Origin of the sequence: Xanthobacter flavus, from assembly GCF_017875275.1 — a bacterium.
In the GTDB taxonomy this organism is placed as follows: Bacteria; Pseudomonadota; Alphaproteobacteria; order Rhizobiales; family Xanthobacteraceae; genus Xanthobacter; species Xanthobacter flavus_A.
This window is the reverse complement of record NZ_JAGGML010000001.1, coordinates 5,244,236-5,256,544: the sequence shown is the minus strand read 5'-3', so window position 1 is coordinate 5,256,544 and position 12,309 is coordinate 5,244,236. Positions and strand designations below refer to the sequence as shown.

Below are 12,309 nucleotides of genomic sequence, written 5' to 3'. Positions count from 1 at the left end.
GGCCACCCGCCGGCCCCGCCTTGTCTGAGGACATCAGCAAGTGACACAGGAAAAGCGCGCCGTCCTCGTGCTCGGCATGCACCGCAGCGGCACATCGGCGCTCACCCGCATCATCAACCTGATGGGCTTTTCCGCCCCCAAGACCCTCATGGCTGCCACCGAGGCCAATGAGGCGGGGTTCTGGGAGAGCGAGGTCTTCATGAACCTCGACGAGCGCATCCTGAAGGCCTGCGGCCACAAATGGTCCTCGCGCAAGCGCATGCGGGAGGATGTGATGGCGGTGGCCCGCCGCACCGGCCTCCTGGACGAGGTGCGCCGCGCGCTCGCCGACGAATATGGCGATGCGCCCGATATCGTCCTCAAGGACCCGCGCATTTCCCGCCTCATGGCCATCTATGAGCCTGTGCTGAAGGAGGCGGGCTATCGCATCGTGCCGCTGCTGGCGCTGCGCAATCCGGTTGAGGTGGCGGCCTCCATCACCAAGCGCGACAGGTTCGATCTCGGCAAGGGGCTCGGCATCTGGCTGCGCTACACGCTCGATTGCGAGATCGCGACGCGCGGGATGCCGCGCACCGTCATCGCCTTCGACGGACTCATGGCCGACTGGCGCGGCACCATGGACCGCGCCGCGCGCCAGCTCGGCGAGCCGTGGCCGCAGCTTTCCGCCGAAAGCCTCGCAGAGATTGACGGCACGCTCAAGCCGGGCCTGCGCCATCACGCCCTGCCGCCCCCCTCCCGCACCAGCTGGCGCGGCCTGCTCGCCGGGCAGACCTTTGACGCCATGCAGCGCCTCATGGCCGATCCGAACGACAAGGCCGCGTGCCGCACCTTGGACCTCGTGCGGGCGGTGTTCCGTCCGTTCTGAGGCTCCCCTGCCTGCGTGACGGTGCGGGCGTCATGGTTTCGCGGTATGAAACCGCAATCGCGTCGAACGTCCGCGCGCATCTGGGGGCAGCATGATTTCGGACCGGGATGTGGCACGCCGCGTGGCCATTGCGTGCATCGTCATCGCCCTCGGCTGGCTTTCCTGGAAGATCTACGACGTGATCCTCCAGGTGTTCGCCGCCTGCCTCGTCTCGCTTGCGCTCCACGCGCTCGCCGAGCCCTTCGCCAAATGGACGCGCTTTCCCGAGCGCTATGCGGTGATCCCGGTGGGCATCATCGTCTTCGGCGGGCTCGGGCTGGCCCTCTATCTGTTCGGCTCGACCATCCAGACCCAGGTCGCGCAGCTGGTGAACGAGCTGCCCACCGCCTGGACCGCCTTCGAGCGGCGCTTCCATCTGGAGGGGATGAGCGATGACCTCCTGAAACGGGCGGAAGCGGCGGCCCCCTCAGGCGAGACCGTGCTCTCGTTCGTGCAGGGCTTCACCTCCAATCTGTTTCAGGTGGTGCTCGGCACCTTCCTGGTGGTGGTGGGCGGCATCTATTTCGCGGTCTCGCCGGATCTCTACCGCCGCATGTTCCTGTCCCTGTGGCGGCCGTCCGACCGTGCGGCGGCGGACCGGCGGCTGGCTTTGGTGTCGGAAGATCTGCGGCACTTCCTGAAGGCGCAGCTCATCGCCATGGTGGTGGTAGGCGTGCTCACCTTCATCGGCCTCACCATCGTGGGCGTACCGTCCTCGCTGGCGCTCGCTCTGTTCGCCGGCCTCGCCGAATTCGTGCCCATGATCGGCCCGGTGATGGCCGCCGCCCCCGCCGTGCTCATCGCCCTCACCATGGGGGCGGACACGGGCCTTTTGACGCTTCTCGTGTTCGTCGGCGTGCAGCAGGCGGAGAGCAACATCATCACGCCCTTGCTCCAGCAGCGCATGGTCTCGCTGCCGCCGGCTGTCACGCTGTTCGCGGTGGTCGCGTTCGGCAGCATCTTCGGCGCGCTGGGCGTGGTGCTGGCGACGCCGCTGACGGTGGTCGCCTTCGCCGCCTTCAAGGCCCATAGCGAGCAGGTCGCCGAGGAAGACAAAGCGGGCTGAGCCGCGCGGCTCCCGTCAGTTCGGCAGCACCAGCCGCCCCGCGGTCCGGTCGTAGCGCCACATGGCGCCGGCGCAGATGCGCGTGCCGCCGAGGTGGCGTTCCACGGCATTGTTGGCCGCGTGGTCGAAGGCGCCCTTGAGCGCGGCGGCCCCGGCGGGGGTCAGGGACACCTCGGCGGCGGCATAGGCCCGGTAGCTGCGCTCCGCCGCGCTGCCCTCGCCCGGCGTGAAGCTGAGGCTCGGGGCCTCGCTGGAGCGGAAGGGCAGCCCGGTGATGAGCGGCTCATGAGCGAAGGCGAGCCCGTCGAGGCGCAGGAAGAAGGGCAGGTCGGCGAGGAACTGCGCCTGATCCATGGAATGCACCGATGCATAGAGATGCGCCACCTTCATCGGCCCGGCGGAGAGATGTCGCAGCATCCGTTCCTCGGTGAGCGACAGGCCGCTGGCCGGCGCCGGCAGCTCGCAGACGAGGCGGGTGAGGGCGGGCGCGAGGTAGGGCAGCGCCTCGTGCGGGCGTTCGAGGAACGTCGAGAGCGGACGCGGCGTCGGCGCGGTGAAGGCTTCCCACGCCTCCCGGGCGGTCTCCATCTGGAGATGGGTCACCGGCGCGCGCTGCGCTTCGAGGGCGCGCAGATCCTCAAGCTCCATCACGGCGAGATAGTGGGAAGCCTGCACCAGGCTCACACCCATACGCTCGGGCTCATGGGCGAGATAGTCGAGGATCTGAATCAGCTGGAGCTGATCGTAGAGATCGTGCTCGAACCACAGCTCCACCTCGCCATAGGCTGAATGCACCTCCATCTGCGCGTCGCGATGGGCAAAATCGGCCCGCACCTCGTCGAACGGCAGGCCGAGGGCGGAGGAGAGGAAGTCGGCGCGCACGTCCGACACGTCGTCGAGGCTGGTGGCGGCGGGGACCGGCCCGTCATGCAGCATGTCCCGCCACGGGATGATGTGGCCCTTGATCCCCGCCTCGCGCAGGCGGTCGGCCGCGCTGTCGCCGTTGGTCACGATGAGCTTCGGCATGCTGATGCCCTCGGGTTGGCCGGCGCTGCGTGGCTCCCCGGCTCGCAGCGGCGTCGTTCGTCCCCCCGGCGGCCGTCTCAAGCGACCGTCAGCCCCAGCTTCACCCGCGACCGCGATAGGGCGCAACCCCCGTGTCGGGCAGCCAGGCGCCCTCGGGCAGCTTTCCGGTCTGCCAGAACACGTCGATGGGAATGCCCCCGCGCGGATACCAATAGCCGGCGATGCGCAGGAAGCGCGGCTCCAGCAGGCTCACCAGCCTTTTGCCGACCGCAACGGTGCAATCCTCGTGGAACGCGCCATGGTTGCGGAAGCTGCCGAGATAGAGCTTGAGCGACTTGGACTCCACGAGATGCAGGTTCGGCACGTAGTCGATGACGAGATGCGCGAAATCCGGCTGTCCCGTCACCGGGCAGAGAGAGGTGAACTCGGGGCAGGTGAAGCGCGCCACGTAATCGGCATCGGGGTGGGGATTGGGCACGCGGTCGAGCACCGCCTCCTCGGGCGACGGGGGCAGGGCGCTCTGGGCGCCGAGCTGCAACGGGCGGTCGGTCATCACGCTTCCTCGGGAATGGATCGGCGGCATAGCTTTCGGGCCGGCAATGTTCAACCGCCGTCGGGCGGTTTTGCGACCGATCACCTGTTTGCGATCAAGCCCCTTCGCATCCGCGAAGGTTCGCGCTAGAAGCACGGCGCCTGGAGGGCGCCTCGCCTTCCATTCCCGGGGGCGGGCGAGGTTGAAGAGTGAGGGGGTCCGTCACGGCCCCGATGGCAGCCATCAGGCCGCCGCCGCTCGCCGCCGCGGGATATCAAGGGAAGGAACCTTCATGACCGCCATCGTCGATATCATCGGCCGCGAGATTCTCGACAGCCGCGGCAATCCCACCGTCGAGGTGGACGTGGTGCTGGAAGACGGCTCCCTCGGCCGCGCTGCGGTCCCCTCCGGCGCCTCGACCGGTGCCCATGAGGCGGTGGAGCTGCGCGACGGCGACAAGAGCCGGTATCTCGGCAAGGGCGTGTCCAAGGCCGTGGATGCGGTGAACGGCGAGATCTTCGACGCCGTCGGTGGCTACGAGGCCGAGGACCAGGCCCACATCGACGCGGTGCTGCTCGGGCTCGACGGCACCCCCAACAAGGCCCGCCTCGGCGCCAATGCCATTCTCGGCGTATCGCTGGCGGTGGCCAAGGCTGCCGCCCAGGCGAGCGGCCTGTCGCTCTACCGCTATGTGGGCGGCGTGAACGCCCGCGTGCTGCCGGTGCCGATGATGAACATCGTCAATGGCGGCGCCCACGCGGACAACCCCATCGACTTCCAGGAATTCATGATCCTGCCCGCCGGCGCCTCCTCCTTCGCGGAAGGCCTGCGCTGGGGCGCGGAGATCTTCCACACGCTGAAGAGCGGCCTGAAGAGCGCCGGCCACAACACCAATGTGGGCGATGAGGGCGGCTTCGCCCCCAACCTCGCTTCCGCCGAGGCGGCGCTGGACTTCGTGATGGGCGCCATCGAGAAGGCCGGCTTCAAGCCGGGCGAGGACGTGTTCATCGGCCTCGACTGCGCCTCCACCGAGTTCTTCAAGGACGGCGCCTATCATTATGAGGGCGAGGGCAAGGTGCGCGACATCGAGGCCCAGGTGAAGTACCTGGCCCAGCTCGTCGCCGGCTATCCCATCGTCACCATCGAGGACGGCATGGCCGAGGACGACTGGGCCGGCTGGAAGCTGCTCACCGACACCATCGGCTCCAAGTGCCAGCTGGTGGGCGACGACCTGTTCGTCACCAATGTCGAGCGCCTGTCGCGCGGCATCAAGGACGGCGTGGGCAACGCCATCCTCGTCAAGGTGAACCAGATCGGCTCCCTCACCGAGACCCTCGATGCGGTCGAGATGGCCCACAAGGCCGGCTATCGCGCCGTCATGTCCCACCGCTCGGGCGAGACCGAGGATTCCACCATCGCCGACCTCGCGGTGGCGACCAATTGCGGGCAGATCAAGACCGGCTCGCTGGCCCGCTCGGACCGCACCGCCAAGTACAACCAGCTGCTGCGCATCGAGCAGGAGCTGGGCGACTCGGCCCGCTATGCCGGCAAGGCCGCGATCAAGTCACTCGCCTGATCTCTCTGCGCCGCGCTCGCGCGCGGCGGATGAGGACGGAAACACGAAGGCCGCCGCGGGCTCCGGCTCGCGGCGGCCTTTCTTTTCGCTCAGTTCCGATGGCGGGATGCGCGCCCTCAATCGTCGCCGCGCACCGCGATGGGGTCGCTGTCGGGGAAGCTCTCCTCCAGCGCCTCGTCCAGCCGGGCGCTGATCTCGGCCTGCTCGTCGCGGACGTCGGCGGCGTGCTTGAGGGCGACGATCTGGGTGAGCAGCGCGTCGCGCCGCTGCGCCAGCTCCGTCATGGAGCGGCCGGCGGCCTCGGCCTCCACGCCGGCCACGAGAGCGGCCTGTAACTCTTCCGTCATGGCCGGGGCGCCGAGGTCGTCCCACCACGTCTCCACCGCCGGCAGCAGGTGGTGCATGAAGTGCCCGAGCCCGCCCGCGCCGCCGCCGAGATGGAAGGTCATGTGCTGGCCCATGAGCGCCCAGCGCAGGCCCGGCCCCTCTGAGACGGCAGCGTCCACGTCCTCCACCGAGGCGACGCCCTCCGCCACCAGATGGATCGCCTCGCGCCACAGGGCCGCCTGAAGGCGGTTCGCCACATGACCGGGCACTTCCTTGCGGATCTCGATGGGGTGCTTGCCGAGCCAGCGGTAGAAGGCCATGGCCCGCGCGATGGCGTCGCGACTCGCGTGCGCGCCGCCCACCACCTCCACCAGCGGGATAAGATGGGGCGGGTTGAAGGGATGGCCGATGAGGCAGCGCTCGCGGTGGCGGCAGCCCTCGGAGATGCGGCTCGCCAACAGGCCGGAGGAGGAGGAGGCGATCACCACCTCCGGCGGCAGCACCGCGTCGAGGGCGGGAAACAGCTTCTGCTTCACCTCATAGCGCTCGGGCGCGTTCTCCTGAACGAAATCGGCGCCCTCGACTGCCGCCACGGGGTCCGGCTCGAAGCGCCACGAGGTGGGGTCGATCCAGCTTTCGCCGCCGAGCTGCGAGAGCACCGGCCAGGCGCCGGAAATGAGCGCCTGCGTCGCCTCGCGCGCGCCGGGGGCGGGATCGCTCACCACCACCTCCAGTCCGCGCGACAGGAAGAGCGCGGCCCAGCTCGCACCGATGGTCCCGGCTCCGATCACGGCGACGCGGTGGATGGGGGGATGGAGATGGGACATGGCGCGACTCCGGAGCGGCAGGAGAGATGCACCGTTCTAGCAGGATCAGGGCGGGTCCGGCGTCCGGCCTCAGCGCGGCAGGTCCATGATGAGCGCATGGACACCCATCCAGATGATCTGCACGCCGATGGCGAACAGGATGAAGGCGAACAGGCGCACCAGCACATTGGTGCCGGTCTTCCCCAGCACGCGCTCCAGGGTCGGGGCCTCGCGGAAGGAGAAATAGACCGTCAGCGCCACCGCCAGCAGCCCCGCGACTGCGCCGAGAACGGTGGAGAGCTGGAAGAGCGGGTCGGTCTTCCAGGTCGGCGTGTGGCCCGCGGCCAGCGCGACGGTCGCGGCGATGGAGCCGGGGCCGACGGTCAGCGGCAAGGTGAGGGGATAGAAAGCCTCGTCCTGCGCCCGCGCCTCGTCCAGCTCCTCGCCCTTGGTGACGCTGGTCGCGTTCTCGTCTTCGTGCAGGATGTTCCAGCCCACCACCGCCACCACCATGCCGCCGGCGATGCGCAGAACGGGGAGCGAGATGCCGAAGAACAGCAGGATCTGCGCGCCGATGGCCAGCGACCCGAGCAGCAGCAGGAAGCCGTAGATCGCCACGCTGCGCGCCACGCGCTCGCGCACCTGCGGCGAGCAGCGGCGCACGAAGGTGAGGAAGATGGGCGCCGTCCCGAGCGGATTGACGATGGGAAAGAGCGCCGCGAAGACGGTGATGAAGATATTGACCGCATTGGTCAGATGCATCCGGCACCCCCATGCCGCGCGCGTGGCCCGGTCCTAGTCCTCGAAGCGCTCCCAGCCTTGCGGCGAGAGACGCTCCTGCGGCAGGAAGCGCCGCTTGTAGTCCATCTTCCGTGAACCCTGCACCCAGTAGCCGAGATAGACGTAGGGCAGCCCCATCTGCCGCGCCCGCATCACATGGTCGAGGATCAGGTAGGTGCCCAGCGAGCGGTCCTGCGCCAGCGGGTTGTAGAAGGAATAGACCATGGAGAGGCCGTCGGAGAGGATGTCGGTGAGGGCCACCGCCATCAGGTCTCCGGTGCCGCGCTCAAGGATGCGACTGTCCGGCCCGCGCTTGCGGTATTCCACCAGCCGGGTGTGGACGTGGGTGTCCTCCACCATCATGGCGTAGTCGAGCACGCTCATGTCCGCCATGCCGCCGGTGCCGTGGCGGGAGGTCACGTAGGTGCGGAAGAGGCTGTATTGCTCGGAGGTGGGGGTCGGCGGCTTCACCTGCCCCACGATGTCGGCATTCGCCGCCTGGACCCGCCGCAGGCTGCGGCTCTCCTTGAAATCCGCGACGCAGATGCGCACCGAAACGCACGCCTTGCAGCCCTCGCAGGCGGGGCGGTAGGCGATGGACTGGCTGCGGCGGAACCCGCCCTGCGTCAGTACGTCGTTGAGCGCGGCCGCGCGGTCGCCGACCAGGTGGGTGAACACCTTGCGCTCCTCCCTGCCCGGAAGATAGGGGCAGGGGGAGGGCGCCGTCAGATAGAATTGGGGTGTGTCGCGGGGGTGCTCACTCACGGGGATCTGGCCTCTGAAGCGGGATCATCGCGCCTGCATCGAGGCCCGTCAAAGGCGCAGTCGTCGGGCGTGTGAAATTTCAGCGGTTGCGGCGCAAAGCGTCGGCCCGTTCGAGGCTGTTGATGACCACGGTCCCGCACAGATAATCGTGCAGCAGCCGGCGCCGGTCGTTGAACAGCCCCACCAGCAGCACGAACGGGGTGAGCACCGAGACCGACACCCAGAAGCACACCGCCCGCACCGCGCCGAGCAGGCCGTAGCAGGGCGCGCCGTACCAGGTGCGCACCTCGATCTCCATGAGTCGCATGCCCAGCGTCGCCGAGGCCGGCGCGCCGAGGGTGAGGCCGTAATAGGCGATCGCCCACAGGATGAAGACCGGCCCGATCAGCCAGAACAGCAGCCAGCCGAGGCCCAGCGTGACGATGCCGAACACGAACACGAAGACGCCGAACAGCACCACCGGCCCGATCACCATCAGCGCATCCACCAGAAAGGCGATGATGCGGCGGGAGAGGACGCCCTCGAACAGCTCCGGCTGCGTCGCCGGATCAAACGCATGCGGCCGATAGGCGATATCGGTGTCGGCAGGCTCGCGGGACGTGTCGCCGGTGTAGCTCATGGCAGTGCAACTCCTTCAGCACGAAACGTGGTGTCGAAGCGCGGGCGACGCAAGAGGAGCCGGCAGGGAGACAGAAATGGGCGGGTAGGCTGGCCGGCGGGGAGCGGGCGGGGAGGCCTCCCGCGACGCTCACCCACCGGCCAAACCCCACGGACCCAGGAGATGCGGCGGACCTGAGCACTCCGTAGGGTTGTCTGGCAGCGAAAGGGCATTGGAGCCGGCACCGCCGGGCACGCACCTTTCGCCTCGCATCTGGAAGCCACGAAGACTAGCACAACGGGGCGAAAGGAAAAGGCGGTGATTCGTCCGTCCCCACCTCATCCGCCCGTGTACTGGCGCACCGTCTCGAGGAAGCGTGCCACCGAGATGGGCTTGGACAGATAGGCCTCGCACCCGCCGGCGCGGATGCGCTCCTCGTCGCCCTTCATGGCGAAGGCGGTGACGGCCACCACCGGAATGGCGCGCAGCTCGGGGTCAGCCTTCAGCTTGCGGGTGACATCGAGGCCGGAAATCTCCGGCAGCTGGATGTCCATGATGATGAGGTCCGGCCGGTTGGCGCGGGCGAGCTCCACCGCCTCGACGCCGGAGCGCGTCTCCACCGTGCGATAGCCGTGCGCCTCCAGGAGGTCGTGGAAGAGCTTCATGTTGAGCTCGTTGTCCTCCACGATCATCACCGTCTTGGTCATCGCGTCCCCCGAACCCGGCCCGACTTCGCCGCATCCTGCCACCCTTCGCAGCACGCGGCGAACGTGCTGGAATGCCGCCGACAGCTAGACCCCAATCCTTGCGGAAGCGCAAATGCCCATTCAGGACAAACCAAGGGGCCTCAAGGCCCAGCGTGATGCGGCCCAGGAGGTGGCGGTATCCGCCCTTTCCTTCATCGCCGCCGATGGCGAGCGCCTCGTCCGATTCCTTGCCGAGACCGGCCTCACCCCCGCCAGCCTGCGCGAGGCTGCGAGCCGGCGCGATTTCGGCGCGGGCGTGCTCGCCTTCGTGTTGGCGGACGAGCCCCTTCTCCTTGCCTTCGCTGCCGACAAGGGCCTCGATCCGCGCCATGTGGTTGCTGCCCACGAGATCCTGTCGCCGCCCGTCGATCCGGACGCGATCGTCCGGCGTCCCATGTAGCCGGCGGCACCGCCTTCTGAAGCCATGACCGCGCCCGGCCTCTGCCGCGACTGCCTCTCGGACGTTCCCGCGCTGGACGGGCCGCGGGGTGCGCGGTGCCCTGCGTGCGGCAGCCCGCGGGTGGTGCGCCATGGCGAGTTGCATAGCCTCAGCGTCGCCCATGTGGATTGCGACGCCTTCTATGCGGCGGTGGAAAAGCGGGACAATCCGGACCTCGCCCATGTGCCGCTCATCATCGGCGGCGGCAAGCGCGGGGTGGTCTCCACCGCCTGCTACATCGCCCGCATCCACGGCGTGCGCTCCGCCATGCCCATGTTCAAGGCGCTGGCCCTGTGCCCGGATGCGGTGGTGCTGAAACCCAACATGGAGAAATACGTGAAGGTCGGCCGCGAGGTCCGCGCCCGCATGAAGGCGCTGACCCCGCTGGTGGAGCCGCTCTCCATCGACGAGGCCTTCCTCGATCTCTCGGGCACCGAGGCCCTGCATCGGGCCAGCCCCGCGCGCACCCTTGCGCGCTTCGCCCGCGATGTGGAGCGTGAGGTGGGCATCACCGTCTCGGTGGGGCTCGCGGCCAACAAATTCCTCGCCAAGATCGCCTCGGACCTCGACAAGCCGCGCGGCTTCTCGGTGATCGGCCAGAGCGAGGCGGCCGAATTTCTGGCGCCGCGCCCCGTCACCTTCATCTGGGGGGTGGGGGCAGCCTTCGGCGGCAAGCTGGCGCGGGATGGCTTTTCCACCATCGGCGACCTGCAGCGCGCCGAACCGGCCGACCTCGCCCGCCGCTACGGTGCGGAGGGCCTGCGGCTCTCGCGCCTCGCCTTCGGCCTAGACACGCGCAAGGTGGAGCCGGAGCGGGAGGCGAAGAGCGTGTCCGCCGAAACCACATTCGAGCGCGATATCGGCGCCCTGCGCCCGCTGGAGCAGACGCTCTATGCGCTTTCCGAGGAAGTGAGCGACCGCCTCAAGCGCGCCGGCATCGCCGGGCGGTCGGTCACGCTGAAGCTGAAGAGCGCTGATTTCCGCCTGCGCACCCGCTCGCGCACGCTGGAGGCCTCGACCTGCCTTGCCGCCCGCATCAACGCGGCGGCCCATGAGCTTCTGGTGAAGGAGGCGGATGGCACGCTCTTCCGGCTGATCGGCGTCGGCGTGTCTGACCTCGGCCCCATCGAAGATGCTGACCCCGCCGACCTCGTGGACACCACCAGCCAGCGCCTCAAGGCCACCGAGACCGCCATGGACGCACTGCGCGCCAAGTTCGGCCGCGCCGCCGTCTCGCGCGGCATCCTGCTTGATGCCACCACCGACCGGCGCGACAGGAAAAGGTGAAGGCTCATATCTCGCGGCGGGCTCCGCTGGCTGCGAGACGGAACGCGGAAGCAGCCCCCGCGCTTACCTCCCGAGGAGGACGCGCCATGAACCATGTGATCGGTATTATCCGGGAAGAAGCGGGCGGCTTTCGGCTGAGCTTTCCGGAATTCCCCGGGCTTCAGGCGGATGGCGAGACGCTGGCGACAGCCGTGGCCCACGCCGCCGAAGTGGTGGCGGCGGAGCTTGCGGAGCGCAACGCCGACTTTCCCGCCGCCGCGAACACACAGATGCTGGACGCGGCACAGCCCGACTGGATGGGACGAGGCATTGCCGTCCTCGTCCCGCTGCCGCTCCGGGCCGCTTCAACGCAGGCGGACGCCGGTCAACAAGTGCCGGGCGATGGAGCTTCGGCGGAAGGGCAGGTTCCCCGCAGCGGGCGGGTGTCGCCGGCGGAAGTGCCCACCGACCAGGCAAGGGCCGTGGCCCGGGAGAAAACGGACGGGGCGCCCGTTCAGCGATCCACGGACGACTTGTAGACCCAGCCGCGCTTGTCGCCGGTGGAAACCTCGCACCAGCTTTTGCACGAATAGAGCTTCACCTTGGTGCCGGCCTCCAGCGTGCCGATGGGCGACGCCGACCGGCGCGGCCCGGAGCGCATCGTTACCGCTGACCGGATGCGAGCGGTTTCAGCCGCGTCTGCGTCTGAAGCCGCCGCGTCGGCCGATGCCATCTTGACGGGGCGGGGCGCCGGCAGCGGGGCGGCTTCGGCAGCGGGCTTCGTCTCTGGCACGGCTTCGCCCCTGGCTGCCGTGGCGGCGGCGTCTGCATCGTCCAACGGCTCAAGAAAGGCGGGACGGGAAAAATCGGCGGGGGTCGGGCCGGCCTCGGGAATGGGCAGGGCTACCGTCTCGCCACCGCCGCCGAGGAGCGAGGCGACCTTCAGCGCCGACTGGCCATGTCCCGCCTCGGCGATGCGCCGTGGCGGGGTCGTCTGCGCCAGTTTCGCCGTGGCGCTTGGGGCCGGAGCCGCTGGCGCTGAAAGGGCGGGTGTCTGCGAGGATGCCGGGGGCGACGGTGTGGCGGCTGCGGCCTGGATGGGCTTGGCGGCGCCGGCCGGGGCAGGGGGGGTGACGAGATTGTAAGCCAGCAAACCACCCATGCCGAGGATGAGCGTGGCAGCCGATATGCCCAGAACCCGCCACAGCATGAGGCCGTCGCTGCGCTTTGAATTTCGGCGGGGCCGGCTTCCGGCGCCGATGCGGGATGGAACGGTCGGGCGCTGGGGCTGCGCGGACTCGGAGCGGTATCGAAGCGGGTATTCTGGCCGGGTGGCCTCGAATTCAGAGCGGCTGCCTGCCGCAAGTCCAAGGCGAGCCATTTCACGGCGAGCCATCGCATTCACCTCCCAACGAAGTCCCCGGCCAGACTGGCGAGGGACCGGCGTTGAAGACACTCACGGATGACCATCCCCTGAC

At 68.8% G+C, this 12,309-nt stretch carries 14 protein-coding genes; 6 read left to right on the top strand and 8 right to left on the bottom strand.

Going from position 1 to position 12,309, the window contains the following annotated elements:
- Window positions 1-40: 40 nt before the first annotated feature.
- Entirely contained in the window at window positions 41-865 is an 825-nt protein-coding gene (locus J2126_RS24635; RefSeq protein WP_209489567.1) for a sulfotransferase family protein, read from the top strand.
- Between the two features lie 121 nt (window positions 866-986).
- Window positions 987-1,970: an AI-2E family transporter gene (locus J2126_RS24630; RefSeq protein WP_209489565.1), complete on the top strand. Its 984-nt coding sequence runs from the start codon at window positions 987-989 to the stop codon at window positions 1,968-1,970.
- A gap of 15 nt (window positions 1,971-1,985) precedes the next feature.
- Here the strand turns inward: J2126_RS24630 and J2126_RS24625 are convergent, their stop codons facing one another.
- Window positions 1,986-2,996, bottom strand: a complete 1,011-nt coding sequence (locus tag J2126_RS24625; RefSeq protein WP_209489563.1) for a DUF1835 domain-containing protein — start codon at window positions 2,994-2,996, stop codon at window positions 1,986-1,988.
- Window positions 2,997-3,096: 100 nt separating this feature from the next.
- Complete coding sequence (gene queF, locus J2126_RS24620) at window positions 3,097-3,549, bottom strand: preQ(1) synthase (protein WP_209489561.1); 453 nt, start codon at window positions 3,547-3,549, stop codon at window positions 3,097-3,099.
- Window positions 3,550-3,820: 271 nt separating this feature from the next.
- Between queF and eno the strand changes: the two genes are divergently transcribed.
- On the top strand, window positions 3,821-5,104 hold the full coding sequence (eno, locus tag J2126_RS24615; RefSeq protein ID WP_209489559.1) for a phosphopyruvate hydratase: 1,284 nt from the start codon (window positions 3,821-3,823) through the stop codon (window positions 5,102-5,104).
- A gap of 116 nt (window positions 5,105-5,220) precedes the next feature.
- On the opposite strand, the gene J2126_RS24610 is transcribed toward eno, so the two are convergent.
- The 5 genes from J2126_RS24610 to J2126_RS24590 form a co-directional block, all read right to left on the bottom strand.
- A complete protein-coding gene (locus tag J2126_RS24610) occupies window positions 5,221-6,258 on the bottom strand; it encodes a 3-hydroxyacyl-CoA dehydrogenase NAD-binding domain-containing protein (RefSeq protein ID WP_209489557.1) in 1,038 nt (345 codons plus the stop codon).
- Window positions 6,259-6,327: 69 nt separating this feature from the next.
- A complete protein-coding gene (locus tag J2126_RS24605) occupies window positions 6,328-6,999 on the bottom strand; it encodes a MarC family protein (RefSeq protein ID WP_209489555.1) in 672 nt (223 codons plus the stop codon).
- Window positions 7,000-7,032: 33 nt separating this feature from the next.
- A complete protein-coding gene (locus J2126_RS24600) occupies window positions 7,033-7,782 on the bottom strand; it encodes an arginyltransferase (protein ID WP_209489553.1) in 750 nt (249 codons plus the stop codon).
- Window positions 7,783-7,861: 79 nt separating this feature from the next.
- A complete protein-coding gene (locus J2126_RS24595; RefSeq protein ID WP_209489551.1) occupies window positions 7,862-8,401 on the bottom strand; it encodes an RDD family protein in 540 nt (179 codons plus the stop codon).
- A gap of 317 nt (window positions 8,402-8,718) precedes the next feature.
- The gene (locus J2126_RS24590) at window positions 8,719-9,087 is read right to left on the bottom strand and encodes a response regulator (protein WP_024279231.1); all 369 of its coding nucleotides are present in this window, start codon (window positions 9,085-9,087) and stop codon (window positions 8,719-8,721) included.
- A 112-nt stretch (window positions 9,088-9,199) separates the two neighbouring features.
- On the opposite strand from J2126_RS24590, the gene J2126_RS24585 reads away from it, so the two are divergent.
- The 3 genes from J2126_RS24585 to J2126_RS24575 all read left to right on the top strand — a co-directional run bounded on the left by J2126_RS24585 (window position 9,200) and on the right by J2126_RS24575 (window position 11,370).
- Window positions 9,200-9,526, top strand: a complete 327-nt coding sequence (locus tag J2126_RS24585; protein ID WP_209489549.1) for a DUF3572 domain-containing protein — start codon at window positions 9,200-9,202, stop codon at window positions 9,524-9,526.
- 24 nt (window positions 9,527-9,550) lie between these two features.
- On the top strand, window positions 9,551-10,852 hold the full coding sequence (locus J2126_RS24580) for a DNA polymerase IV (protein ID WP_209489547.1): 1,302 nt from the start codon (window positions 9,551-9,553) through the stop codon (window positions 10,850-10,852).
- 86 nt (window positions 10,853-10,938) lie between these two features.
- The gene (locus tag J2126_RS24575) at window positions 10,939-11,370 is read left to right on the top strand and encodes a type II toxin-antitoxin system HicB family antitoxin (protein ID WP_209489545.1); all 432 of its coding nucleotides are present in this window, start codon (window positions 10,939-10,941) and stop codon (window positions 11,368-11,370) included.
- Here J2126_RS24575 and J2126_RS24570 read toward each other — a convergent pair.
- Complete coding sequence (locus tag J2126_RS24570; RefSeq protein WP_209489543.1) at window positions 11,346-12,041, bottom strand: SH3 domain-containing protein; 696 nt, start codon at window positions 12,039-12,041, stop codon at window positions 11,346-11,348. The genes J2126_RS24575 and J2126_RS24570 overlap by 25 nt on opposite strands.
- Window positions 12,042-12,309: the final 268 nt, after the last annotated feature.

Coding starts and splice junctions, on each gene's coding strand:
- eno (WP_209489559.1), top strand. CDS start 3,821: ATGACCGCCATCGTCGATATCATCGGCCGCGAGATTCTCGACAGCCGC.
- queF (WP_209489561.1), bottom strand. CDS start 3,549: ATGACCGACCGCCCGTTGCAGCTCGGCGCCCAGAGCGCCCTGCCCCCG.
- J2126_RS24625 (WP_209489563.1), bottom strand. CDS start 2,996: ATGCCGAAGCTCATCGTGACCAACGGCGACAGCGCGGCCGACCGCCTG.
- J2126_RS24610 (WP_209489557.1), bottom strand. CDS start 6,258: ATGTCCCATCTCCATCCCCCCATCCACCGCGTCGCCGTGATCGGAGCC.
- J2126_RS24570 (WP_209489543.1), bottom strand. CDS start 12,041: ATGCTGTGGCGGGTTCTGGGCATATCGGCTGCCACGCTCATCCTCGGC.
- J2126_RS24575 (WP_209489545.1), top strand. CDS start 10,939: ATGAACCATGTGATCGGTATTATCCGGGAAGAAGCGGGCGGCTTTCGG.
- J2126_RS24595 (WP_209489551.1), bottom strand. CDS start 8,401: ATGAGCTACACCGGCGACACGTCCCGCGAGCCTGCCGACACCGATATC.
- J2126_RS24585 (WP_209489549.1), top strand. CDS start 9,200: ATGCCCATTCAGGACAAACCAAGGGGCCTCAAGGCCCAGCGTGATGCG.
- J2126_RS24605 (WP_209489555.1), bottom strand. CDS start 6,999: ATGCATCTGACCAATGCGGTCAATATCTTCATCACCGTCTTCGCGGCG.
- J2126_RS24590 (WP_024279231.1), bottom strand. CDS start 9,087: ATGACCAAGACGGTGATGATCGTGGAGGACAACGAGCTCAACATGAAG.
- J2126_RS24580 (WP_209489547.1), top strand. CDS start 9,551: ATGACCGCGCCCGGCCTCTGCCGCGACTGCCTCTCGGACGTTCCCGCG.